The following is a 24,549-nucleotide window of genomic DNA, read 5'->3' on the forward strand; positions in this document are numbered from 1 at the left end:
GAGAGCATGTCGAAGATCAAGCCCAGCAAGGGCGCCCCGTACGCACGGATCATGGGTGTCGGCGGCTACCGCCCGACCCGCGTCGTGCCCAACGAGGTGATCCTCGAGACGATCGACTCGTCCGACGAGTGGATCCGCTCCCGCTCCGGTATCGCCACCCGGCACTGGGCCTCCGACGAGGAGACCGTGTCCATGATGTCCGTGGAGGCCTCCGGCAAGGCGATCGCGGACGCCGGGATCACCCCCGCGCAGATCGGCGGAGTGATCGTCTCCACCGTCTCCCACTTCAAGCAGACCCCCGCCGTCGCGACCGACATCGCGCACCGGATCGGCGCGGGCAAGCCCGCCGCCTTCGACATCTCGGCCGGCTGTGCGGGTTTCGGTTACGGCCTGACCCTCGCCAAGGGCATGATCGTCGAGGGCTCGGCGGAATACGTGCTCGTCATCGGCGTCGAGCGGCTCAGTGACCTCACCGACCTGGAGGACCGCGCGACGGCCTTCCTGTTCGGTGACGGCGCGGGCGCGGTCGTCGTCGGCCCGTCCCAGGAGCCGGCCATCGGCCCCACCGTCTGGGGCTCCGAGGGCGACAAGTCCGAGACGATCAAGCAGACCGTGGCGTGGAACGACTTCCACATCGGCGACGTCTCGAACCTTCCGCTCAACGAACGGGGCGAGGTCAAGTTCCCGGCCATCACGCAGGAGGGCCAGGCGGTCTTCCGCTGGGCCGTCTTCGAGATGGCCAAGGTCGCCCAGCAGGCGCTGGAAGCGGCCGGGATCTCCCCGGAGGACCTGGATGTCTTCATTCCGCACCAGGCGAACATGCGGATCATCGACTCGATGGTGAAGACGCTCAAGCTGCCGGAACACGTCACGGTCGCGCGTGACGTGGAAACCACCGGTAACACGTCGGCCGCCTCGATCCCGCTCGCGATGGAGCGGCTTCTGGCGACCGGCCAGGCCAAGAGCGGCGACACGGCGCTCATCATCGGCTTCGGGGCGGGTCTCGTCTACGCCGCGACGGTCGTTACCCTCCCCTAGGCACACCGGACCTTTCGGTCCGTCCACCAGAACCCCGCAGAAACACATCGAAGGAGCGCCAACATGGCCGCCACTCAGGAAGAGATCGTCACCGGTCTCGCCGAGATCGTCAACGAGATCGCCGGTATCCCGGTCGAGGACGTCCAGCTGGACAAGTCCTTCACCGACGACCTGGACGTCGACTCGCTGTCCATGGTCGAGGTCGTCGTCGCCGCCGAGGAGCGCTTCGACGTCAAGATCCCCGACGAGGACGTCAAGAACCTCAAGACGGTCGGCGACGCCGCCGATTACATCCTGAAGCACCAGGGCTGATCCCAGCCCGTTCCGTGTGTCGCCACCCGGCGGTGGCGCCGCTGATTCACGACCCTCTACACGTGGAGAAGATTTTCCAGTGAGCCCGACCAATCGCACCGTGGTCGTCACCGGTATCGGCGCAACCACTCCGCTGGGTGGCGACTCCGCATCGACCTGGGAAGGTCTGGTAGCCGGCCGTTCCGGCGTCAAGCCTCTCGAGGGCGAACGTTTCGCCGACCTGCCCGTCCGGATCGCCGCCCTCGCGGCCGTCGACCCGGGTGACGTCCTGCCCCGTCCGCTCGCCCGCAAGCTGGACCGCTCGGCGCAGTTCGCGCTGATCGCGGCCCGCGAGGCGTGGGCCGACGCGGGCTTCACCGGCAGGGCCGGTGAGGACGAGAAGATCCAGCCCGAGCGTCTGGGTTCGGTCATCGCCTCCGGCATCGGCGGCGTGATCACCCTGCTCGACCAGTACGACGTGCTGAAGGAGAAGGGCGTACGCCGCGTCTCCCCGCACACCGTGCCCATGCTCATGCCCAACGGCCCGGCGGCCAACGTCGGCCTGGAGGTCAACGCCCAGGCCGGTGTGCACACCCCGGTCTCCGCCTGCGCGTCGGGAGCCGAGGCCATCGGTTACGCCGTCGAGATGATCCGCACCGGCCGCGCCGACGTGGTCGTCGCCGGTGGCACCGAGGCGGCCATCCACCCGCTGCCGATCGCGGCTTTCGCCAACATGATGGCGATGTCCAAGAGCAACGGCGAGCCCGAGAAGGCCTCCCGTCCGTACGACACGGCCCGTGACGGCTTCGTCCTCGGCGAGGGCGCCGGTGTGGTGATCCTGGAGTCCGCGGAGCACGCCGCCGCGCGGGGCGCCAGGGTCTACTGCGAGGTTCTGGGCCAGGGCCTGTCCGCCGACGCCCACCACATCGCGCAGCCCGAGCCCACCGGGCGCGGTATCGCCGCGGCGATGCAGAACCTGCTGGACTCCACGGACCTGAAGCCGTCGGAGGTCGTGCACCTGAACGCGCACGCCACGTCCACGCCGCAGGGTGACGTCGCGGAGATCAAGGCGCTGCGCGCGGTGCTGGGTGACGACCTGGACCACGTCGCGATCTCCGCCACCAAGTCCATGACGGGTCACCTGCTGGGTGGCGCGGGCGGTATCGAGACCGTGGCGACCGTGCTGGCGCTGCACCACCGGACGGCGCCGCCGACCATCAACGTCGACGACCTCGACGAGGCGGTCGAAGCCGACATCGTGCGTGCCGAGCCGCGGGCGCTGCCGGAGGGGCCGATCGCCGCGATCAACAACTCGTTCGGTTTCGGCGGCCACAACGTGGTCCTGGCGTTCCGTTCGGTCTGACCCGAGCTCTCCTGCCGCGAGGCCCGCTTCCCGCCCCGGGAGGCGGGCCTCCTGCATGCGTGCGGTCCGCTCGTGGGGCCGGCCGGCCGGGAACGGGGGGTGACAAGGCCTCGGACACCGGGGACGGCATCGCCGACGGCGCGAAGAAGCTGGGCAGCGCCCTCAACCCGTTCGGCCGGCGAGGGGGAAAGACATGCACACGTCGAGCTGCCGGACGGCAGGGAGCCGCCCAGCCGGGCCGGCGGGGGCTCCCCGCCCCGGGGTGACGGACTGCCCGTGGTTCGCACGGCGGTCACCGGCGCGGCCGCCGGAGACGGCGGGCAAACGTTTCCGCGCCCCCTGCCCCGAGGGAGCCGGGCCGGGGAGAGCCCGCGTCACACCACTTGGTGCAGCCACCGCACGGGCGCGCCCTCTCCCGCGTGGCGGAAGGACTCCAGCTCGTCGTCCCACGGCTTGCCCAGGAGTTTCGCGACCTCCGCCTCCAGGTCCGCCTCGCCCCGCAGGGACCGTTCCAGGGCGGCCCGCAGCCGGTCCTCGGGGACCAGGATGTCACCGTGCATGCCGGTGACCGCGTGGAAGATGCCGAGGCCCGGCGTGGAGCTGTAGCGCTCGCCCTCCGCCGTGGGACAGGGCTCCGCCGTCACCTCGAAGCGCAGCAGCTCCCAGCCGCGGAGGGACGAAGCCAGCTCCGAGGCCGTGCCGGCACGGCCCTTCCAGGAGAACTCGGACCGCCAGGTGCCCGGCGCGGCTGGCTGCCTGGTCCAGTCCAGCTGTGCCCGCACACCCAGCACACCCGCCACCGCCCATTCGACATGCGGGCACAGCGCGCGCGGTGCGGAGTGGACGTAAAGGACTCCACGTGTCGTCACCGGGACCTCCAGTGTGGGACGAGGTTCGCCTTCCCCAGCGGCCTCACGCCCGCACCGCCTCTTCCCGGTCGGCTCCCGAGGTTGTCATCAGTAAACAGCATCGGGAGTGAATCTCCTGAAAAGGAACGGTATGTGACATGAGACAACTTACCGGAACAGCTGTTTCGTACGCGTGTCGGCCGGGTGCCACTGGTTCGACGGGGAAAAGCTACCGTGCCCCGGGAGTGACCGCGTGACGTACGGTCGGTCCCGGGGCCATGATTCGCAGAGCATTCACCCGTGAGGGCGCGGAGGCCCGCCACCTGGGGCTGTCCGGTTGCGCCAGGGGCACGATCACCCGCGTGGCCGAAAGGGGAGCAAGGATGCCTGAGCGTTCGTCACCCCGTCGTGTCCGGGGCGCCGCCGTCACCCTGGCGGCGGTCGCGCTGACCGGTGCCGCCGCGCTCTCGGGCTGCACCTCGGACGGCGGCGCCGCCCGGAGCACCACGGAGTCCCGGAGCCCTTCGCCCTCGCCTGCGTGGGACCCGAGCCCCGCCTCCGTCGCAGCCGTCGGCGATTCCATCACCCGTGGCTTCGACGCCTGCGCGGTGCTGGCCGACTGCCCCGAGGTGTCCTGGGCGACCGGCACGGACAACGGGGTGAGGAGCCTGGCCGTACGTCTTCTCGGGGCGTCGAAGGCCGCCTCGCACAGTTGGAACCACGCGGTCTCCGGGGCGAGGATGGCGCAGCTGCCGGAACAGATGGCGCTGGCCGCGGCGAACGGTCCCGAGCTGGTCGCGGTGATGATCGGCGCGAACGACGCCTGCCGGGACACGGTGGATCTCATGACTCCGGTCGCCGGCTTCCGGGCCTCCTTCGAGGCGTCGATGCGGCAGCTGCGCACCTCGGCCCCGAAGGCGCAGGTCTACGTGTCGAGCGTGCCCGACCTCAAGCGGCTCTGGTCGACCGGCCGCGGGAATCCGCTGGGCAAGCAGATCTGGAAGCTGGGGATCTGCCGGTCGATGCTGGGCGACGCCGATGACATGGGCGCCGCGGCCGTCGCACGGCGGGACGCGGTGCAGGACAGGGTCGTCGCGTACAACGAGGCGCTGCGGGACGTCTGCGCGCGGGACGAGCGCTGCCGTTACGACGGCGGGGCGGTGTTCGACTACCGGTTCACCGGTGAGCAGCTCAGCGAATGGGACTGGTTCCACCCCGGCCGCAACGGGCAGGCCAGGCTGGCAGAAATCGCTTACCGCAATGTCACGGCGGCCGGCCCCCCGGCGTAAGGTTCTTGATCGTGACGACGGGTGCAGCGGTACACAGCGAAGACTTCTCCACGCTCGCGGACGGCACGCCGGTCCGGCGCTGGACCCTGGAGCGCCGGGACACCCGGGTGCGGGTGCTGACGTACGGCGCGGTGGTGCAGTCCGTCGCGGTGCCCGGCAGGGACGGCACCCGGGCCGAGGTGGCCCTGGGGCTGCCGGACGTCAAGGGGTACGAGACGCACACGAGCCCTTATTTCGGCGCCGTGGTCGGGCGGTACGCGAACCGGATCGCGGGCGGTTCCTTCGTCCTGGACGGGCGTACGCACCGGGTGACGCGGAACGAGGGCCGTAACACCCTGCACGGCGGTGAGCGCGGCTTCGACAAGCGGGTGTGGAGCGCCGGGGAGGTGCCGGACGGTGTGCGGCTCTCCCTGGTCGCCGAGGACGGCGAGGAGGGCTTCCCGGGGCGCCTGGAGGTCTCGGTGACGTACACCCTGGACGGGGACGGCGCGCTGCGGATCGCCTACCGGGCGACGACGGACGCGCCGACCGTGGTGAACCTGACGAACCACACGTACTGGAATCTGGCCGGGGCCGGCAGCGGAAGCGCGCTCGGGCACGAACTGCGCCTGGCGGCCGGGCACATCACCCCCGGGGACGCGGAGTCGGTCCCCACGGGTGAGTTCCTGCCGGTGGAGGGGACCCGGTTCGACTTCCGGGAGCCGAAGCCGGTGGGCCCGGGCTACGACATCAACTACGCGCTGGAGGAGACCGGCGGGGAGCCGGCCGCCGAGCTGTACGACCCCGGGTCGGGCCGTCTGCTGACCGTGCGCACCACGGAACCGGGGCTCCAGCTGTACACCGCCGACCACTTCGGCGGGGATCCGTTCGTGCCGTGCGCCGGGATCGCGCTGGAGACGCAGCACTTCCCGGACGCGCCCAACCACCCGGAGTTCCCGAGCACGGTGCTGCGGCCGGGCGAGGAGTTCACGTCCACCACGGTGTACGGCTTCTCGGTGCGCTGAGGACGCCCGGGGCCGGCGGGCTACGGCCCGCGTCAACACGCACATGCCCATGATCACCGGCGGGTGAACCGGCGCCGATCCGGCGCGTCCGCAGGGCGGTTGCCATCAGGGTGATCGGCATGACCACACCTGATGGACCGCCACTCGCTTCCACGTCCCGCCGCTCCTTGATCGCGGGTGTCACGGCCGGGGCAGCGGCCCTCGCCGTCACCGCCGTCACCCCTTCCGCGGGCGCCGCGACGCCCCGGACCGCTGCCGCCGCTCCGGGAGCGGCGCCCGGATCCGACTGGGAGACCTGTCTCACCGTCGCCCGCGCCATCCTCGTGCGCGACGGGAACGACCGTGACCTGGTGCCCCGTTACCGTGAGGTCCTGCTGGGCAAGGGCCTGCCCCGCACCCGGGGCGCACGCAAGAAGGTGCTGGTCGTCGGCGCGGGGCCGGCCGGGCTGACCGCGGCGCGGCTGCTGCACGAGGCCGGTCACAAGGTCACCGTGATCGAGGCCAACGGCAACCGTGTCGGCGGACGCATCAAGACCTTCCGAACCGGCGGTCACGAGAAGTCGGCCCCGCCCTTCGCCGATCCGAAGCAGTACGCCGAGGCCGGCGCGATGCGCATTCCGGACAGCCACCCGCTGGTCACCGGCCTGATGGCACACCTCGGGCTGAAGACGCGCCGCTTCCACCTGGTCGACGTGGACGGCGAGGGACGGCCCGCCAACCGCACCTGGATCCACGTCAACGGTGTCCGGATGCGCCGCGCCGACTACGCGGCGAAGCCGCAGGCGGTCAACCGGTCCTTCGGCGTGCCCGCGGCCCACGAGAACACCCCCGCCTCGCAGATCGTGCGCGACGCCTTCGCCCCCGTGCGCGAGGAGATCGAGGGCAAGGAGGGAACGGCCCTGGTCGAGGGCTGGGCCCGGATCCTCCAGCGGTACGGGCACTGGTCGATGTACCGGTACCTGACCGAGGCGGCCAAGCTCGACGAGCGCACCATCGATCTCATCGGCACCGTCGAGAACATGACCTCGCGCCTCCACCTCGCGTTCCTGCACAGCTTCATCGGGGCTTCGCTGATCAGCCCCGCCACCTCCTTCTTCGAGCTGCCCGACGGCACCGCGACCCTGGCCGACGCGATGTACGCGCAGGTGAAGGGCCTGGTGCGCCTGGACCGCCGCGTCACCCGGATCGGCCACGGCAAGGACGGGGTGCGCGTCGAGACGGTCTCGGAGGGCCGGGCCGGCCCCGTCGTCCGGGAGACCTTCACCGGCGACCGGGCGATCATCACGGTGCCCTTCTCCGGGCTGCGGCACATTCCGGTGACTCCCGCGCTGTCGTACGGCAAGCGGCGGGCGGTCACCGAGGTCCACTACGACGCGGCGACCAAGGTGCTGCTCGAATTCAGCCGCCGCTGGTGGGAGTTCGACGAGGCGGACTGGAAGCGTGAACTGGAGGCCGTGCGCCCCGGCCTGTACGACGCCTACCGGCTGGGCAGGGCTCCGGCCGACGGTTCGCTGCTGGGTGCGCACCCCTCCGTACCGCACGGCCACATCCCGCCCGGCCAGCGGGTGCACTACGCCGCCTGCCGGGCCACCGCACGCAACCAGCCGGAGGCGGCCCGCGTCATCGGCGGCGGCTCGGTGACGGACAACGCCAACCGGTTCATGTACCAGCCCTCACACCCGGTCGAGGGCAGCAGGGGCGGGGTCCTGCTCGCCTCGTACAGCTGGGCCGACGACGCCCTGAAGTGGGACTCGCTGGACGACGACGAGCGCTATCCGCGCACCCTGGGCGGGGTGCAGGACGTGTACGGGCAGCGCATCGAGGTGTTCTACACGGGCGTGGGCCGCACCCAGTCCTGGATGCGCGACCCGTACGCGTACGGCGAGGCGTCGGTACTGCTGCCGGGCCAGCACACCGAGTTGTTCCCCGACGTCCGCGCCCCGGAGGGGCCGCTGCACTTCGCCGGCTGCCACACGTCCGTCAAGCCGGCCTGGATCGAGGGCGCCCTGGAGTCCGCCGTCCGGACCGCGCTGGAGGTCCACGGCGCCTGACGGGCGGCAGGCCGCCGGGCCGGACGGTCCGGCGGCCTCACCGGCCCTTGCGCAGTGAGTGCGGCTCGTGCGCCGGGGCCGGGGCCGGCACCGGCGCCGCCGCGGGCGGCGCCGTCAGCTCCCGGGCCAGCAGTGTGGCCCCGGCGACGGCACCCGGCATCAGGAACACGGCGACGAAGGGCACGAGGAAGGCGAGCGCGAGCGGGACCCCGAAGCCCAGGACCATCATGCGGCGGCCGCGCAGCAGCGCGAGCCGGTCCTTCAGGACCATGCCGCGGCGCTGGAGGGCGACGGAGGTGAGCTCCTCGGAGAGGAAGTAGCCGGAGACGCAGAAGCCGAGGACGGGGACCACGGTCTGCCCGATGACGGGGACGAACCCGAGGGCGAAGAGCACCACCCCGTACAGCGCGACGCGCAGCAGGATGCGGACGGAGTCGCGCGCGGAGATCCACAGTTCGCGCCAGAGCGGCAGACCCGATTCGGGTACCTCGCCGCCCTCGCTGCGGTCGACCTCCTCGGAGAGCGACTCGTAGAACGGCTGGCCCACCAGCAGGGTCACCGCGGTGAAGGTGATGACCGCGAGGAACAGCCCGAAGACGAAGACCAGGGCGACCAGGGTGTTGCGCAGGAGCCCGAGCCAGGGCGAGGACCAGTCGTCGGCGAACGGGGTGGCCCAGGCGACGAGGTCGTCGGCGCCGTAGCCCAGTCCCACCAGCGCGCCCGCGTAGACGACGAGGGTGACCAGGGCGGGCAGCAGGCCGAAGCCGAACCACCGGCCGTGCCCGAAGGCCCAGCGCTGGCCCTTGACCAAGTAACCGAAACCCGCCCCGAGATCGCTCATGGCGTCAGCGTACCCAGGCCGGCCGGCACGCGGAGGAGCGGCGTCGCGGAACAGGGCCCGCACGCCTGCGGCGTTGCCGTCGGTCCTCCCCGAGCCCTCGGCCCGCCCCGAACAGGGGAGGACCGACCGGCTCGGCCCTCCGCCCTGCAGCCGCCCGCACCCGGCCCGCTCCTTCTTCCGTCCCTCATGTGCCGGCCGGTCTTACGCGAACCATTGACACTTCCCCTGGCCCGTCATTACGGTCACGCCAGCATTTCGAACGAGCGACGAAATACCGAACACGTGGAGAGGCAACACTCGTGCGCATCACCGGAATCAGCACGCATGTCGTCGGCACGCCGTGGCGCAACCTCACCTACGTGCAGGTTCACACCGATGAGGGCCTCACCGGTGTGGGTGAGACACGGATGCTGGGCCGCACGGACGCCCTGCTCGGTTACCTGCGCGAGGCGTCGGCCAACCACATCACCGGCTCGGACCCGTTCGCGATCGAGGACCTCGTCAACCGGATGAAGTACGGCGATTACGGGCGCGCCGGGGAGATCGTGATGTCCGGCATCGCGGTCATCGAGATGGCCTGCTGGGACATCAAGGGCAAGGCGCTCGGTGTCCCCGTCTGGCAGCTGCTGGGCGGGAAGGTCACCGACCGGGTCAAGGCCTACGCCAACGGCTGGTACACCACCGAGCGCACCCCCGAGGCGTACCACAAGGCGGCGCAGGGAGTCGTCGAGCGCGGTTACCGGGCTCTGAAGATCGACCCCTTCGGCACGGGGCACTTCGAGCTGGGCCAGGAGGAGACGCGTTACGCCGTGTCCCTCATCGAGGCCGTGCGGGACGCCATCGGGCCCGACACCGAGCTGATGCTGGAGATGCACGGCCGGTTCAGCCCGTCGACGGCGGTGCGGATCGCCCGTGAGATGGCGCCGTTCAAGCCCGCCTGGCTGGAGGAGCCGGTGCCGCCGGAGAACCTCAAGGCGCTGAGCAAGGTCGCCGGGAAGGTCGATCTGCCGATCGCGACCGGTGAACGCATCCACGACCGCATCGAGTTCCGCGAGCTCTTCGAGTCGCAGGCCGTCGACATCATCCAGCCGGACGTCGGCCACATCGGCGGCATCCTGGAGACCCGCAAGCTCGCGGCGACCGCGGAGACCCACTACACGCTGGTCGCCCCGCACAACGTGGGCGGTTCGGTGCTGACGGCGGCCAGCCTCCAGGTCGCGGGCTGCACGCCCAACTTCAAGATCCTGGAACACTTCAACGACTTCGCGGACGCGGACATCAAGAAGGTCGTCAAGGGCGCCCCGACGGTCGACCCCGCCACCGGCTGCTTCGAGCTCTCCGACGCCCCCGGCCTCGGCGTGGAGCTGGACGTGGACGCGGCGGCGGAGTTCCCGCAGCAGCAGGCACGGTTCGACCTGTGGGCGGACGGCTGGGAGAAGAGGCAGCCCAAGTGACCTCCGTATCCCGCTCGCTGACCGTCGACCGGCCGGGCAGTCACCGGCTGGACGAGGGGCCGCTCCCGGAGCCGGGGCCCGGCGAGGTCAGGGTGCGGGTGGCCGCCGCCGGGATCTGCATGAGCGACCGCGAGGTGTACGACGGCCACCGGGACCCCGCCTACGTGCGCTACCCCGTGGTGCCGGGCCACGAGTGGTCGGGGACCGTCGACGCGGTGGGCGAGGGCGTCGACCCCGCGCTGACCGGACGGCGCACGGTCGCCGAGGGCTTCCGGGCGTGCGGGCGCTGCGAGCGGTGCCGGTACGGGGAGACCTCCCTGTGCACGGCGGGGTACGACGAGACGGGGTTCACCCGGCCCGGGGCGTTCGCCGACCACCTGGTGGTCCCGGCACGGCTGCTGCACCCGCTGGCCGACGACGCGGATCTGCGGGCCGCCGCCCTGCTGGAGCCGGCCGCGGTGATCGCTGCGGCGGTACGGGCGGGGGCGCCCGAACCGGGTGAGCGGATCGCCGTACTGGGAGCGGGCACACTCGGCCTGCTCGCGGTGCAGCTGCTGGCGGCGGTGTCGCCCGCGGAGCTCACCGTGATCGACCCACGGCAGGAACGCGCTTCCCTGGCACTGGACTTCGGGGCCGGCGAGGCCCGCGTACCCGAGGAGGCCGAGGAGGTGCGGGGCCGCTACGACCTGGTCGTGGAGACCGCCGGAGCGCCGTCCACCGCGGCCGGCGCCTGCCTGCTGGCGCGTCGCGGCGGGCGGGTGGTCCTGACCGGGATGTTCACCCCCGGTGCGGTGGGCATCGACCCGGTGCACCTGTCGCTGAGCCAGCTCACCGTGCGCAGCGTCTTCGGTGCGCCCTCGGCCGCCTGGTCCTACGCGGTGCGGGCGTTCACGGCCGGGCTGCTCGATCCGGCTCCGCTGATCACCCACGAGTTCCCGCTGGAGAGGTTCACCGAGGCCGTGGCGCTGGTGGGCTCCGGGGATCCGGAGACCGGGAAGGTGCTGCTGCGGCCGTGACGGCCCCGACCTGAGCCGCAGACCGGTGCGGCGGCACCCTGGCCGCCTCCGTACCGGTGTACTCACCGGCGCACTCCCAAAGAACCGAATGTCGTCCGAAATACCGAACATGAAGGACCAGCCGTGAACGACGTCCCTGTCTCTCCCCCCGGTGCCGCCGGCGTCCGCCGTCCCGGTGACGCCGCACTCACCGCGCTCGGTCTCGGCCCGGCGCCCCTGTCCCCGGCGGACGCCTCCCCGCACTCCTTCCCCGGCGGCGGGAGCTGGCGCACCGAGGTGCCGTCCGTGGAAGGACCGGAGGCCCTCGGCGTCGTGCTCAAGGAGTCCGCGAGGCTCGACGTCCCGGTGCACCGCATCAGCCAGGGCAGCGGCATCTGGATGCTGACCGACGCGGAGATCACCGAGATGGTGGAGGGCTGCGCCGAACGGGACATCGAGCTCTGCCTGTTCACGGGACCGCGCGGCACCTGGGACACCGGCGCCTCGGTCCGCACGGACTCCGGCGGGGCGGGGCTGCGCTCCCGCGGCCACGACGCCCTGGCCGGCTGTGTCGAGGACGCCCTGCGCGCCACCGGACTGGGTGTGAAGTGCCTGCTCGTGGCGGACGAGGGCGTGCTGTGGACCCTGCACAGGCTGCGTGAACAGGAGGTCCTGCCCGCGGACACCACCTTCAAGGTGTCCGCGCTCATCGGACCGGTGAACCCGGCCTCGTACGCCGTGTTCGAGCAGCTCGGCGCCGACTCGATCAACGTCCCGTCCGACCTGACGCTCGCCCAGTTCACCGAGATCCGCCGGGTCTCGCGGGCCCCGATGGACCTCTACATCGAGGCGCCGGACGATCTCGGCGGTTACGTGCGGATGTACGAGGTCGCCGAACTGATCCGGCGCGGCGCACCGCTCTACCTGAAGTTCGGCCTGTCCAGGTCTCCCGGAATCTATCCGTACGGCCAGCACCTGCGGGAGCTGGCGCTGTCCACGGCCAAGGAGCGGGTGCGGCGCGGAAGGCTCGCGCTGGACCTGCTCGCGCGGCACGGGGCGGACGGGGACATGGCTCCGCTCGGCAGCCGGCTGCCGGGCCCGCTCAACCGGTTCGGGATCTCCTCATAACGTTCCGGACACTTCGCTCCACAGAAGAAGACACAGCCGCGCACAATCCCACACACCCGTTCCCGGCCGTCCGACCGCAGCTTTCCGGGCGGGCCCGCGCCACCGGAACGAGCCTGTCCCCCATCAAGGATGATGACTATGCGCAACCGCAGAGCCGCACTCGCCGCCATGGCCTCCGCCGCCTCCCTGGCCCTCACCCTGACCGCCTGCGGTCAGAGCGGTGAGGGCGGCAGTGAGGAGGACAAGGGTGGCGCCGCCGGTGCCACCATCGGCATCGCGATGCCGACGAAGTCCTCCGAGCGCTGGATCTCCGACGGCGCCAACGTCGTGAAGGAGCTGAAGGGCAAGGGTTACAAGACCAAGCTCGTCTACGGCGAGGACGACCCGGACCAGCAGGTCTCACAGATCGAGAACATGATCACGCAGGGCGTGGACGCCCTGATCGTCGCCGCGATCGACAACAAGTCCCTCAACAACGTGCTGCAGCAGGCCAAGGACGCCGGCATCCCGGTGATCTCCTACGACCGGCTGATCCTCGGCACGGAGAACGTCGACTACTACGCCTCGTTCGACAACGAGAAGGTCGGCGAGCTGCAGGGCACGTACATCGTGGACAAGCTCGGCCTGGAGGACGGCAAGAAGGGCCCCTTCAGCATCGAGCTGTTCGCCGGTTCCAACGACGACAACAACACCAAGTACTTCTTCCAGGGCGCGATGAACGTCCTCAAGCCGTACGTGGACAAGGGCGAGCTGGTCGTCAGGTCGAAGCAGACCGCCCTCAACCAGGTCACCACCCTGCGCTGGGACGGCGGCACCGCGCAGAAGCGCATGGACGACCTGCTGACGTCCAGCTACCGCTCCACCCGGGTCGACGCCGTGCTCTCGCCGTACGACGGCATCTCCATCGGCATCCTCTCCGCCCTGAAGTCGGACGGCTACGGCACCGAGGCCAAGCCGATGCCGGTCGTCACGGGGCAGGACGCGGAGCTCGCCTCCGTGAAGTCCATCATCGCGGGTGAGCAGACCCAGACCGTCTACAAGGACCTGCGCAAGCTCGCCAAGGTCGCCTCGAGCATGGTCGACGCCGCCCTGAACGACAAGAAGCCCGAGACCAACGACACCAAGTCGTACGACAACGGCGTCAAGGTCGTCCCCGCCTACCTGCTGCAGCCGGTCAGCGTCGACAAGGCCAACTACAAGGAAGCCCTCGTGGACGACGGCTACTACACCGAGAACGACCTCAAGTAACCGGGCCCCCTCAAGGATTGGAAGGCAAGACCATGGCGGGACCCGTCCTGGAAATGCGCTCGATCGTCAAGACCTTTCCCGGTGTCAAAGCGCTCTCGGACGTCACGCTGACCGTCCGTCAGGGCGAGGTCCACGCCATCTGCGGAGAGAACGGCGCCGGCAAGTCGACCCTGATGAAGGTGCTCTCAGGGGTCCATCCGCACGGCAGCTACGAAGGGGACATCCTCTTCGATGGCGAGACCTGCCGGTTCAAGGACATCCGGGCGAGCGAACAGCACGGCATCGTGATCATCCACCAGGAGCTGGCGCTGGTGCCGTACCTCTCCATCGCGGAGAACATCTTCCTCGGCAACGAGCACGCCCGGCGCGGGCTGATCAACTGGAACGACACCCTGAGGCACGCCGGTGAACTGCTGCGCCAGGTCGGTCTCGACGAGCACCCGGAGACCCGCGTCGCCGACATCGGTGTGGGCAAGCAGCAGCTGGTGGAGATCGCCAAGGCACTGTCGAAGAAGGTGAAGCTGCTCATCCTCGACGAGCCGACGGCGGCGCTCAACGACGAGGACAGCGGCAAACTCCTGGACCTGATCCTCTCGTTGAAGGAACAGGGCATGACCTCGATCATCATCTCGCACAAGCTGAACGAGATCCGCCGGGTCGCCGACTCGGTCACGATCATCCGCGACGGGCGCTCCATCGAGACGCTCGACGTGAAGGCGGCGGAGACGACCGAGGACCGGATCATCAGCGGAATGGTCGGCCGCGATCTGGAGAACCGCTTCCCGGAGCGGACACCGCACCACCCCGAGGAGGGGACCGCGCCCGCCCTGGAGATCCGCAACTGGACCGTGCACCACCCCATCGACCAGCAGCGCAAGGTCGTCGACGACGTCTCGATCGAGGTGCGGCGCGGCGAGATCGTCGGTATCGCCGGGCTCATGGGCGCCGGCCGGACCGAGCTGGCGATGAGCGTCTTCGGCCGCTCCTACGGCCGCTACGCGGGCGGCACCGTCCTCAGGGACGGCACCGAGATCCGGACGAAGTCGGTCCCGGAGGCGGTCGGGCACGGCATCGCGTACGCCACCGAGGACCGCAAGCACTACGGCCTCAACCTCATCGACACCATCAACCGGAACATCTCGCTGACCGCGCTGGGCAAGGTCGCCAAGCGGGGCGTGGTCGACGAGCACGAGGAACGGCAGGTCGCCGAGGGCTTCCGCACGTCCATGAACATCAAGGCACCGACCGTCTTCGAGCCGGTGGGCAAGCTGTCCGGTGGCAACCAGCAGAAGGTCGTCCTCAGCAAGTGGATCTTCGCGGGTCCCGAGGTGCTGATCCTGGACGAGCCCACGCGCGGCATCGACGTGGGCGCCAAGTACGAGATCTACACGGTCATCGACCAACTGGCCGCCCAGGGCAAGGCGGTCGTCTTCATTTCCTCCGAACTGCCGGAGCTGCTCGGCATGTGCGACCGCATCTACACGATGGCCGCGGGACGGCTGACGGGTGAGTTCTCGCGGGCCGAGGCCTCGCAGGAAGCGCTGATGCGTCAGATGACGAAGGACAAAGAGGTAACGCGATGAGCACGGACCTGACCGCCAAGACCCCGGCACCCGTACCGCCCGGCAAGGGCGGACCGGCCTCGGGCGGCAGCCTGCTGCAGCTGGTGCTCGGCGGCATGCGCCGCAACATGCGCCAGTACGGCATGCTGATGGCCCTCGGCCTGATCGTGGTGCTGTTCGCGGTGTGGTCGGACGGCGACCTGCTGCTGCCGCGCAACGTCTCCAACCTGGTGCTGCAGAACAGCTACATCCTGATCCTCGCGATCGGCATGATGCTCGTCATCATCGCGGGCCACATCGACCTCTCGGTCGGCTCGCTGACCGCCTTCATCGGCGCGATGGCCGCCGTACTGATGGTCGAGCACAGTCTCCCCTGGCCGCTCGCCGTGGTGCTCTGCCTGGCGATCGGTGCCGTCGCGGGCTCGGTGCAGGGCTTCTTCATCGCCTATCTCGGCATACCGTCGTTCATCGTGACCCTCGCGGGCATGCTGCTCTTCCGCGGGCTGACGGAGATCTTCCTGGAGGGCCAGACCCTCGGCCCCTTCCCGAAGGACCTGCAGAAGATCGCCAACGGCTTCCTGCCCGAGGTCGGCCCCGAGACGAACTACCACAACCTCACCCTGCTGCTGGGCTTCGCGCTGATCGTCTTCGTGGTGCTCCAGGAGGTCCGGGACCGCAAGCGGCAGCAGGAGTTCGCCCTGGACGTGCCGCCGGCCAAGCTGTTCGTGCTGAAGCTGGTCGCACTGGTCTCGGCCGTCCTCGTCGTCACGCTGCTGCTCGCCAGCTACAAGGGCGCCCCCGTCGTCCTGCTCATCCTCGGTGTGCTGGTCGTCGGTTTCGGCTACCTGATGCGCAACGCGATCATCGGCCGCCACATCTACGCCATCGGCGGCAACCTGCCCGCCGCCAAGCTGTCGGGCGTGAAGGACAAGAAGGTCACCTTCCTCGTCTTCCTGAACATGGGCATGCTCGCGGCCCTCGCGGGACTGGTGTTCGCCGCCCGCTTCAACGCGGCCTCCCCCAAGGCGGGCCTCAACTTCGAACTGGAGGCCATCGCCGCCTCGTTCATCGGCGGCGCGTCGATGAGCGGCGGCGTCGGCACGGTCCTCGGCGCGATCATCGGCGGTCTGGTCCTGGGCGTGCTGAACAACGGTATGAACCTCGTCGGAATCGGCACCGACTACCAGCAGGTCATCAAGGGTCTCGTCCTGCTGGCCGCCGTCGGTTTCGACGTCTGGAACAAGCGCAAGGTCGGCTCGTGACCTCCCCTCTTCCGACAGGAGTCGTTCCATGACCGGAACCAGCAGACGCACCGTCCTGGCGGCCACGGCAGCCGCCGGGCTGACCGTGGCCGCCGGCACCCCGGCCGCGCACGCCGCGGCCACCGCGCGCACCCCGTCCAAGGAGCTCTTCGGCACCCTCTCCGACGGGACGAAGGTGCACCGCTGGACCCTCGCCAACGGCGGTACCCGGCTGAAGGTCCTCTCCTGGGGCGGTGTCGTCCAGTCCCTGGAGATCCCCGACCGCAGGGGCCGCACGGCGAACGTCTCGCTCGGCTTCGGCAACCTCCCGGACTACGTGGCGAAGTCCCCGTACTTCGGCGGGCTGATCGGCCGGTACGGCAACCGCATCGCCGAAGGGCGCTTCACCCTCGACGGTGCCACGCACCAGCTGCCGGTCAACGACGGCCCGAACAGCCTGCACGGCGGCGACCAGGGCTTCGACAAGCGGGTCTGGGACGTCGAGCCGTTCACCTCACGCGGCACCGTCGGACTGGTCCTGACCCGGACCAGCCCGGACGGCGAGGCCGGCTACCCGGGCACGCTCGCCGTCCGTGTCGTCTACACCCTCACCTCCCGGGGTGACTGGCGCATCGACTACACGGCGACCACGGACCGTGCCACCGTCCTCAACCTGACCAGCCACACCTACTTCAACCTGGCGGGCGAGGGCAGTGGCAGCGTCGACGGTCATCTGCTGGAGCTGGCAGCCGCCCGCTACACGCCGGTCGGCTCGACGCTCATCCCGACGGGCGAGCTCGCCCCGGTGGCGCGTACGCCGTTCGACTTCCGCCGTTCCCGTGCCCTCGGGGAGGCCGTCCGCACCCCGCACGAGCAGATCGGTCACGGGCAGGGGATCGACCACAACTACGTCCTGGACAAGGGGGTCACGGCCCGCCCGGAGTACGCGCTGACCGTGACGGACCCCGGCTCCGGCCGGGTGATGAAGATGTACACGACGGAGCCCGGCATGCAGGTCTACACGGGGAACTTCCTCGACGGCACGCTGACCGGAACCTCGGGCCGGGTCTACCGCCAGGGGGACGCGTTCTGCCTGGAGTCCCAGCACTTCCCGGACTCCCCCAACCAGCCGTCGTTCCCCTCGACGGTGCTGCGGCCGGGCGAGACCTTCCGCTCGACGACGGTGCACGCCTTCTCGGCGCGCTGAGTCCTTCCCGTCCGACCGGACGGCGCCCTTCCCCCTGACCGGGGAAGGGCGCCGTCCGCCGTCACCGGACCAGCCGGATCATGTTCCAGGACAGCGGTTCCAGGGACGCCTTCAGCGTGCCGCCCGCCAGCTCGGTGCCCTCGGCGGCGTGCGGGAGCACCCGCTCGGGGTCGGCGAGGGTGTTACGGGCCTCCGGGTCGGTGTCCGAGAGGACCTGGTGCTCGGCCACCCGGTCCAGATCCAGTCCCGCCAGGGCCACTTCGAGCGGCAGCACGGCGTCCTGGCTCCGGTTGACGGCGAAGACCGTGACGGCCCCCGTCTCCGGGTCCCGGACGGCGGTGGCGTGCAGCAGGTCCGCCTCGCCGTGCTTCGCCGTCGCGTAGGTGGGCGAGTCCACCCGTACGTCCAGGACCTGGCCCCTTCCGTACCGCGCGGCCTGGGCGAAGGGGAAGAAGGTGGTCTGCCGCCAGGCCGGCCCTCCGGGTTCGGTCATGATCGGTGCGATCACATTGACCAGCTGGGCGAGACAGGCGACGGTGACCCGGTCCGCGTGGCGCAGCAGCGCGATGAGCAGGCTGCCGAAGACGACGGCGTCGGTGACGCTGTAGTTGTCCTCCAGCAGCCTCGGGGCCTCGGGCCAGTCGAGCGGGTTCTCCTCCGCCTCCTGCTGGTAGCGGCTCAGGTACCAGACGTTCCACTCGTCGAAGGAGAGGTTGATCTTCTTCGTGGATTTCAGGCGCGCCCCCACGTGGTCGCAGGTCGCGACGACGCTCTCGATGAAGGACTCCATGTCCACGGCCGAGGCGAGGAAGGAGTCGCGGTCACCGTCGGTCTCCTCGTAGTAGGCGTGGAGCGAGATGTAGTCGACGAGGTCGTAGGTCTCGGCGAGGACCGTCGCCTCCCAGGCGGCGAAGGTCGGCATGGCGCGGCTGGAGGACCCGCAGGCGACGAGCTGGACGGAGGGGTCGATCTGCCGCATCGCGCGTGCCGTCTCGGCCGCGAGCCGTCCGTACTCCTCGGCGGTCTTGTGGCCGGTCTGCCAGGGCCCGTCCATCTCGTTGCCCAGACACCACAGCTTGATCCCGAAGGGGTCCTTGTCACCGTGGGCGGCGCGGCGGTCGGAGAGTTCGGTGCCGGACGGGTGGTTGGCGTACTCCTGGAGCTGGATGGCCTCCTGGACGCCGCGGGTGCCGAGGTTGACCGCGAGCATCGGTTCGGCCTGCGGGCCGATCTTCCTGAGGAAGTCGATGTACTCGGAGAGGCCGAAACGATTCGTCTCGGTGGAGCGCCAGGCGAGGTCGAGGCGGCGGGGTCGCTCGTCGGCGGGCCCGACGCTGTCCTCCCAGCGGTAGCCGGAGACGAAGTTGCCGCCGGGGTAGCGGATGGCGGTGACACCGAGTTCACGGACGAGATCCAGGACGTCGGTGCGCAGCCCGGCCTCGTCCGCCGACGGGTGGCCGGGCTCGAACAAGCCGTCGTAGACACAGCGGCCGAGGTGCTCGACGAAGGAGCCGAAGAGCCGGGGGTCGACGTCGCCGACGGTGAAGGCCGGATCGAGGGTGAAGCGCGCGGTGCGGGTCATGGCTTCCTCACTTGTTCGATATTTCGAATACTGATCGTAACCTCGAACGGGACCGTAGGGTTCAACCTCCACGGCCGTCAATGCCCCGCGCGCGCTTCCACGGCCACAGCCGTCCGCACACGCCGGAGGGCCGCACCCCTGCGACGGGATGCGGCCCTCGGGCGTACGCGGTCAGGCCGGGGTCAGGCGACCGACAGCTCGACCTTGATGTTGCCCCGGGTGGCGTTCGAGTACGGGCACACCTGGTGCGCCTTCTCGACGAGCGCCTGGGCGGTGGCCGTGTCGACGTTCGGGATGGAGGCGCTGATGGCGACCTCCAGGCCGAAGCCGCCCGCCTCGGTCTTGCCGATGGAGACCGACGCGGTCACCGTCGAACCGGAGATGTCGGCCTTCTCCTGGCGGGCGACCACACCGAGCGCGCCCTGGAAGCAGGCGCTGTAGCCGGCCGCGAAGAGCTGCTCGGGGTTGGTCCCCGCACCGCTGCCGCCCATCTCCTTCGGCGGGTTGACGACGACGTCGAGCTTGCCGTCGTCGGTGGAGACGCGGCCGTCCCGGCCGTTCTCCGCGGTGGCGACGGCGGTGTAGGCCACGTCGATGTTCTGGATGCTCATGCGGGTGATCCTCCTGCTGTTGGTGCGCCGCGACTCGCGCCCACGATCGCGACGGCCTGAACGGAGCCTAGCGGGTGACACCGCGTGAGCGGGACCACCGTCGGGCGCACACGGGATAGGCATGGGTCATGCAGACATTCCTGCCGTACGCCGATTTCCGCCGGAGCGCCCTCGCGCTGGACCCGCGAAGGCTGGGCAAGCAGCGGGTCGAGGCGATCCAGGTCCTGCGCGGCCTCACCGTCCCCGGCTACGGCTGGCGCCACCACCCCGCGGTCCGCATGTGGACCGGCTACGAGGAGGCACTCGTGCGCTACGGCCTGGACGTGTGCGCCGTGTGGACCGCCGAGGGCCGGGCGGACACCTGTGCGGAGACGCTGCGCAAGGACCTCGCCGCATCGCTCCGGCGCACGTCCGTCCGGACGGACACGGAACTCGCGGCGGCGGGCGAACTGCCCCCGTGGCTGGGCGACGAGGCCCTGCACGAGAGCCATCGCTCCGCACTCGTGCGCAAGGACCCGGCGTACTACCGCCCCCTGTTCCCGGACGTGCCGCCCGATCTGCCGTACGTGTGGCCCTCCTCGGACCGCGAAGGACGGTGACGGACGGTTCCACGGGCGGCCGGAGCCGCTCAGGCGTCCAGCGAGACGATCATCTTCCCGGTGTTCTCGCCGCGCAGCAGGCCGACGAAGGCGTCGTAGCCGTTCTCGATGCCCTCGACCTTCGTCTCGCGGTACTTGAGCTCACCGGAGGCCAGCCAGCCGGCCACGTCCTGGACGAACTGCGGCTGGAGCGCGGCGTGATCGCCGACCAGGATGCCCTGGAGACGGAGCCGCTTGCCGATGACGAGTGCGAGGTTGCGCGGGGCCGGGGTGGGCTCCGTCGCGTTGTACTGGGCGATCATTCCGCAGATCGTGGCGCGGCCGTGGAGGTTGAACGAGGAGATCGCGGCCTCCAGGTGCTCACCGCCGACGTTGTCGAAGTAGACGTCGATGCCGTCCGGGGCCGCCTCACGGAGCTGGTCCTTGACCGGGCCGTTCTTGTAGTTGAAGGCCGCGTCGAAGCCGTACTCCTCGACGAGGAGCTTGACCTTCTCGTCGGAGCCGGCCGAGCCGATGACGCGGGAGGCGCCCTTGATCTTCGCCATCTGGCCGACCTGGCTGCCGACCGCGCCGGCCGCGCCGGAGACGAAGACGGCGTCGCCCTCCTTGAAGGAGGCGACCTCGAAGAGGCCGGCGTAGGCAGTGAGCCCGGGCATGCCGAGCACGCCGAGGTAGGCGGAGAGCGGGGCGATCGAACCGTCGACCTTGACCGCGTGCTTGGCCGGGACATCGGCGTACTCACGCCAGCCGAGGCCGTGCAGGACGTGGTCGCCGACGGCGAAGCCCTCGGCGTTCGACGCGATGATCTCGCCGACCGCGCCGCCGTCCATGGGGTGGTCGAGCTTGAAGGGCGGGGTGTACGACTTCACGTCGTTCATCCGGCCGCGCATGTAGGGGTCGACCGAGAAGTGGAGGTTGCGGACGAGGACGCGGCCCTCACCGGGAGCGGTCACCGGCGCCTCGCGCAGCGCGAAATCCGACGCCTCGGGCCAGCCGTGCGGTCGGGCGACGAGGTGCCATTCGCGGCTGGAGGTGGGAAGTGCAGACATGGGCTCGGGTTCTCCTCGATGTCGTACGGAGGAAGCGAAATGCTTCAGGACATGAAACAACCATGCGTCCAGATATTTCACCTTGTCAAGTAATTCGGTATCCTGGGTGTCATGGCCACCTCGCGCACGGACCCGCTCACCCTCGACGTCATCGAGCTCATCGGCGGGGTCGTGGCGCGCTACCACGAGGAGTACGACCGGGCCGCCGCCACACACGCGCTGACCGGTGCGCAGGCAAGGGTGCTCGGGCTGCTCTCGCTGGAGCCGATGCCCATGCGCAAGGTTGCCCGGAAACTGAAATGCGAACCGTCCAACATCACCGGCATAGTCGACCGGCTGGAGCTCCGCGGCCTGGTGGAACGCCGCCCGGACCCGGCCGACCGGAGGGTCAAGCTCGCCGCCCCGACCGAGGAGGGCCTCCGGACGGCCCGGCAGCTGCGGGACGCACTGGACTTCGCCCGGGAGCCCCTCGCCGAGCTGTCGGAGTCGGAGCGGACGGTGCTGCGCGACCTGTTGCGCCGGATGCTCGGCGACGACGACGCCCGGCTGACCGCCTAGGCGGTCAGAAGCAGAGCCAGTCCCACCAGTCACAGGTCTCGGAGGGCGACGGGGTGGGGGCCGGGGTGGGATCGTCCGTGGGCTCCGGCGACGTCGGTGACGCGGTCGGCGCCCCGGACTCCGAAGGCTCCGCCGGCGCCTCGGTCCCGCCCGGCTCCGCGGGGGGCGCGGAGGACGTCGGTGCGGCGTCCACGGGGACGGAGGCGGACGGGAGCACCTCGGGCGCCGTGGTGCGGGCGGGGCCGGCCGTGGCCGTCGCGGAGGGGGAACCGGTGTCCGGGACGACCGTGGGAGCCTCCACCGGGCCGGGGACGTCCGGCTCCGTGCTCGACGGGGCGGACGGTCCGGGCCCGGTGGTGGTGGTGGGCGTGGCCTCACTCACGTACTTCGAGGCACCGCTGTCACCCCCCGGTTCGATGGCCAGCTCGGCCAGGCTCAGCGCCCCCAGGGCCAGCACCGCACCCGCCACCGTCAGCAGCAGCGCGCGGCCGCGCCGCCGGTGCCCCGGGCGGCGCCGGGCGGTGCCCCGGGCGCGGCCGCGGTGACCGGCGGACCCGGAGGACACCAGGGTCTCGCCGACGGGCTCCACCCCGCGGCCGGAGAGGTCAGCGACGGCATAGGGGACCAGCGCGTCGGCGGGGGTCCCGCAACCCGCGCAGGCCAACGCCCCGTTGAGGTGCCGACGGCACGGGTGGCAGTAATCCATGGCGTCCGCAGACTAGACGCGCGGGGAACGACGCCGGAAGCCGCACAGGTGAGGATTATGTGCGGAATCAAGGAGTCCGGGCGGACGGCCCGGCGCTGCGGCGCCCGGCAGGATGGGGCGCATGACCGCTTCCGCCCCGCTCGGGCCACTCCAGTTCCGGCTCGTCCTGCTGCGCCGGATGGCCGACCACCAGCCGGGCCTCGTCGAGGACGCCCGTCATGAACCGGGCGCCTCCCTCGCCGGGATGCGGGAGGCGAACCGTCGCTGGCAGGCGGTGCTGCGTGCCCCGCGCGGCCGGGGCGCGCTGCGCCGCTACCGCTCGGTCCTGGGCGAGCCCGAGTCGTCCGTACGCCGCAGGACCGGCGGCCTGGAGTGCGACGTGCTGCTGTGGCCGCTGCCGCTCTGGCCCGGCCTGCGGTTCGAGGTGACGGCGGGCCCCGGCGGGGCCGTGTGGAACGAATGGCTGGTCCGCGCCCCCGGCACGGCGGGCCCCGAGCTGCGTACGGCCGCCGGCCTGCGCCCGTGGTCCTGCACCGTGGACGAGGTGGCCGGGGCCTTCGCACCGGCGCGCCCCATGGAGGGCAGTGCACCGGCGCGGTGGGCGCTCGCCTTCACCGACCCGGCCGACGGGCGGCCCCACGTCGCCGAGTTCACCTGGGGGCTGTTCCAGCGGCTGCTGCCCGGCGGCGCCTGAGAGACCTGTCGCCCCGTCAGCTCCGGGTCCCCCCTACGGCTCACCCAGCGCGCGCCGCCCCCGCACCGGCGCGACGATGCCAGGACAGCCGGCTGCCGCCGGTGCCACCGCCAGCGCTCCCGGGAGAACCTGCCGTGACCGTCAGTCTCGAACAGTTGCGCCGCTGCCACGTCGCCGTCGACCTCGGAGCCGCGAGGACCCGGGTGTACGTCAAGGGGGCGGGTCTCGTCGTCGACGAGCCCAGTGTCGCCGCCGTGAACACACGCACCGGCTCGCTCATCGCCGTCGGGGCGCTCGCCGAGCAGATGACCGGCCGTACGCCGGCGTACATCCGGGTGGTCCGGCCGGTCTCCGGCGGAACCGTCGTCGACATCGACATGGCCCAGCGCATGCTGCGCCATCTGCTCGGCGAGAAGCTCCGCCGACAGCTGCGCCGCAAGCCCCGGCTGCGCGCGGCCGCCTGCATCCCGCACGACGCCGACCCGCTGGCCCAGCGGGCGGCCGTCGAGACCCTCATCGGACTCGGGGCCCGGCGGGTGCAGCTGGTCGACACCCTGATCGCCGCGGCCATCGGCTGCGGGCTGCCGGTCGAGCAGCCGACCGCCACCATGATCATGGTGTGCGGGGCGGCCACCACCCAGATCGCCGTGCTCTCGCTCGGCTCGATCGTGACGGCCGTACGCATTCCGATCGGCGGCGAGGCCATCGACAACGCGGTCATCCAGCACCTGCGCCAGCACCACGAACTGATGCTTCCCAGCCAGTCCGTGCGCCCCCTGCAACTGGCCCTCCGGGGCAACGGCCTCACGCTCAACGGCCCGGCGGTGACCGAGATCCACGGCCGTGACGTGGTCACCGGCCTGGCCCGTTCGGTGCAGGTCGACACCGCCGCCGTGCGCCTGGCGATCCACACCCCGCTCATCGCGGTGCTCGACGGGCTGGGCAAGGTGCTGCGCGACTGCCCGCCCGACCTGGTGGCCGACATCGCGGAGGCCGGGATCATGATGGTCGGCGGCAGCGCCCTGCTGCCGGGGTTCGACCAGATGCTGCGCGAGGCGACGGGCGTCCCGGTGCACATCGCCGAGCGGCCCGACGTGTGTTCCGTGCTGGGGCTCGGCGCGATGCTGGACGGCACGGTCCAGCCGCTGGTCCTCGCCCCGATCGCACGCTGAGGGCCGCAGGGCTCGCCG

The 24,549-nt window shown here is 70.7% G+C and carries 23 protein-coding genes; 17 read left to right on the top strand and 6 right to left on the bottom strand.

Features of this window, described 5'->3' with window-relative positions:
• Positions 1-6: 6 nt before the first annotated feature.
• From ACF1FZ_RS23615 to fabF, 3 genes are all read left to right on the top strand, one after another.
• Positions 7-1,038, top strand: a complete 1,032-nt coding sequence (locus tag ACF1FZ_RS23615; protein WP_391775372.1) for a ketoacyl-ACP synthase III — start codon at positions 7-9, stop codon at positions 1,036-1,038.
• 63 nt (positions 1,039-1,101) lie between these two features.
• Complete coding sequence (locus ACF1FZ_RS23620) at positions 1,102-1,350, top strand: acyl carrier protein (protein ID WP_014045780.1); 249 nt, start codon at positions 1,102-1,104, stop codon at positions 1,348-1,350.
• A gap of 79 nt (positions 1,351-1,429) precedes the next feature.
• On the top strand, positions 1,430-2,692 hold the full coding sequence (gene fabF, locus ACF1FZ_RS23625) for a beta-ketoacyl-ACP synthase II (protein WP_391775373.1): 1,263 nt from the start codon (positions 1,430-1,432) through the stop codon (positions 2,690-2,692).
• 374 nt (positions 2,693-3,066) lie between these two features.
• Here fabF and ACF1FZ_RS23630 read toward each other — a convergent pair whose 3' ends face one another.
• Positions 3,067-3,561 (bottom strand): DUF3145 domain-containing protein, encoded by a 495-nt coding sequence (locus tag ACF1FZ_RS23630; protein WP_391775374.1) that lies wholly within the window; start codon positions 3,559-3,561, stop codon positions 3,067-3,069.
• A 362-nt stretch (positions 3,562-3,923) separates the two neighbouring features.
• On the opposite strand from ACF1FZ_RS23630, the gene ACF1FZ_RS23635 reads away from it, so the two are divergent.
• From ACF1FZ_RS23635 to ACF1FZ_RS23645, 3 genes are all read left to right on the top strand, one after another.
• Positions 3,924-4,829, top strand: a complete 906-nt coding sequence (locus ACF1FZ_RS23635) for an SGNH/GDSL hydrolase family protein (RefSeq protein ID WP_391775375.1) — start codon at positions 3,924-3,926, stop codon at positions 4,827-4,829.
• 5 nt (positions 4,830-4,834) lie between these two features.
• On the top strand, positions 4,835-5,833 hold the full coding sequence (locus ACF1FZ_RS23640) for an aldose epimerase family protein (protein WP_391775376.1): 999 nt from the start codon (positions 4,835-4,837) through the stop codon (positions 5,831-5,833).
• Between the two features lie 119 nt (positions 5,834-5,952).
• Complete coding sequence (locus tag ACF1FZ_RS23645; RefSeq protein WP_391775377.1) at positions 5,953-7,884, top strand: flavin monoamine oxidase family protein; 1,932 nt, start codon at positions 5,953-5,955, stop codon at positions 7,882-7,884.
• A 37-nt stretch (positions 7,885-7,921) separates the two neighbouring features.
• Here ACF1FZ_RS23645 and ACF1FZ_RS23650 read toward each other — a convergent pair whose 3' ends face one another.
• Positions 7,922-8,725: an EI24 domain-containing protein gene (locus ACF1FZ_RS23650; RefSeq protein ID WP_391775378.1), complete on the bottom strand. Its 804-nt coding sequence runs from the start codon at positions 8,723-8,725 to the stop codon at positions 7,922-7,924.
• Between the two features lie 299 nt (positions 8,726-9,024).
• Between ACF1FZ_RS23650 and ACF1FZ_RS23655 the strand changes: the two genes are divergently transcribed.
• The 7 genes from ACF1FZ_RS23655 (at position 9,025) to ACF1FZ_RS23685 (ending at position 17,560) form a co-directional block, all read left to right on the top strand.
• Positions 9,025-10,179, top strand: coding sequence for a mandelate racemase/muconate lactonizing enzyme family protein (locus tag ACF1FZ_RS23655; RefSeq protein ID WP_391775379.1), 1,155 nt, complete (start codon positions 9,025-9,027; stop codon positions 10,177-10,179).
• Entirely contained in the window at positions 10,176-11,195 is a 1,020-nt protein-coding gene (locus tag ACF1FZ_RS23660) for a zinc-binding dehydrogenase (RefSeq protein WP_391775380.1), read from the top strand. Before ACF1FZ_RS23655 ends, ACF1FZ_RS23660 begins: the two co-directional genes overlap by 4 nt.
• Positions 11,196-11,318: 123 nt before the next feature.
• Positions 11,319-12,302 carry a hypothetical protein gene (locus ACF1FZ_RS23665; protein ID WP_391775381.1) on the top strand — a complete coding sequence of 328 codons (984 nt, stop codon included), beginning with the start codon at positions 11,319-11,321 and terminating at the stop codon, positions 12,300-12,302.
• Between the two features lie 138 nt (positions 12,303-12,440).
• The gene (gene chvE / locus ACF1FZ_RS23670; RefSeq protein WP_391775382.1) at positions 12,441-13,550 is read left to right on the top strand and encodes a multiple monosaccharide ABC transporter substrate-binding protein; all 1,110 of its coding nucleotides are present in this window, start codon (positions 12,441-12,443) and stop codon (positions 13,548-13,550) included.
• A 32-nt stretch (positions 13,551-13,582) separates the two neighbouring features.
• Complete coding sequence (gene mmsA, locus ACF1FZ_RS23675; RefSeq protein ID WP_391775383.1) at positions 13,583-15,133, top strand: multiple monosaccharide ABC transporter ATP-binding protein; 1,551 nt, start codon at positions 13,583-13,585, stop codon at positions 15,131-15,133.
• On the top strand, positions 15,130-16,374 hold the full coding sequence (gene mmsB, locus ACF1FZ_RS23680; RefSeq protein WP_391775384.1) for a multiple monosaccharide ABC transporter permease: 1,245 nt from the start codon (positions 15,130-15,132) through the stop codon (positions 16,372-16,374). Before mmsA ends, mmsB begins: the two co-directional genes overlap by 4 nt.
• A 28-nt stretch (positions 16,375-16,402) precedes the next feature.
• Positions 16,403-17,560 (top strand): aldose epimerase family protein, encoded by a 1,158-nt coding sequence (locus ACF1FZ_RS23685; protein WP_391775385.1) that lies wholly within the window; start codon positions 16,403-16,405, stop codon positions 17,558-17,560.
• Positions 17,561-17,621: 61 nt separating this feature from the next.
• Here ACF1FZ_RS23685 and ACF1FZ_RS23690 read toward each other — a convergent pair whose 3' ends face one another.
• Together ACF1FZ_RS23690 and ACF1FZ_RS23695 are read right to left on the bottom strand one after the other, a co-directional pair.
• Positions 17,622-19,142 (bottom strand): alpha-N-arabinofuranosidase, encoded by a 1,521-nt coding sequence (locus ACF1FZ_RS23690; RefSeq protein WP_391775386.1) that lies wholly within the window; start codon positions 19,140-19,142, stop codon positions 17,622-17,624.
• 182 nt (positions 19,143-19,324) lie between these two features.
• On the bottom strand, positions 19,325-19,753 hold the full coding sequence (locus ACF1FZ_RS23695) for an organic hydroperoxide resistance protein (protein ID WP_391775387.1): 429 nt from the start codon (positions 19,751-19,753) through the stop codon (positions 19,325-19,327).
• Positions 19,754-19,881: 128 nt separating this feature from the next.
• Here ACF1FZ_RS23695 and ACF1FZ_RS23700 point away from each other — a divergent pair, with 128 nt between their 5' ends.
• Entirely contained in the window at positions 19,882-20,352 is a 471-nt protein-coding gene (locus ACF1FZ_RS23700) for an MSMEG_6728 family protein (protein WP_391775388.1), read from the top strand.
• Positions 20,353-20,381: 29 nt separating this feature from the next.
• On the opposite strand, the gene ACF1FZ_RS23705 is transcribed toward ACF1FZ_RS23700, so the two are convergent.
• Positions 20,382-21,401 (bottom strand): NADP-dependent oxidoreductase, encoded by a 1,020-nt coding sequence (locus ACF1FZ_RS23705; protein ID WP_391775389.1) that lies wholly within the window; start codon positions 21,399-21,401, stop codon positions 20,382-20,384.
• 111 nt (positions 21,402-21,512) lie between these two features.
• On the opposite strand from ACF1FZ_RS23705, the gene ACF1FZ_RS23710 reads away from it, so the two are divergent.
• Complete coding sequence (locus ACF1FZ_RS23710) at positions 21,513-21,959, top strand: MarR family winged helix-turn-helix transcriptional regulator (RefSeq protein WP_391775390.1); 447 nt, start codon at positions 21,513-21,515, stop codon at positions 21,957-21,959.
• A gap of 4 nt (positions 21,960-21,963) precedes the next feature.
• Here ACF1FZ_RS23710 and ACF1FZ_RS23715 read toward each other — a convergent pair whose 3' ends face one another.
• Positions 21,964-22,665 (bottom strand): hypothetical protein, encoded by a 702-nt coding sequence (locus ACF1FZ_RS23715; protein WP_391775391.1) that lies wholly within the window; start codon positions 22,663-22,665, stop codon positions 21,964-21,966.
• A gap of 121 nt (positions 22,666-22,786) precedes the next feature.
• Here ACF1FZ_RS23715 and ACF1FZ_RS23720 point away from each other — a divergent pair, with 121 nt between their 5' ends.
• On the top strand, positions 22,787-23,359 hold the full coding sequence (locus ACF1FZ_RS23720; RefSeq protein WP_391775392.1) for a hypothetical protein: 573 nt from the start codon (positions 22,787-22,789) through the stop codon (positions 23,357-23,359).
• A 134-nt stretch (positions 23,360-23,493) separates the two neighbouring features.
• Positions 23,494-24,531 (top strand): rod shape-determining protein, encoded by a 1,038-nt coding sequence (locus ACF1FZ_RS23725; RefSeq protein WP_391775393.1) that lies wholly within the window; start codon positions 23,494-23,496, stop codon positions 24,529-24,531.
• Positions 24,532-24,549: the final 18 nt, after the last annotated feature.

This window comes from Streptomyces sp. NPDC014623, assembly GCF_043088245.1.
GTDB lineage: Bacteria > Actinomycetota > Actinomycetes > Streptomycetales > Streptomycetaceae > Streptomyces.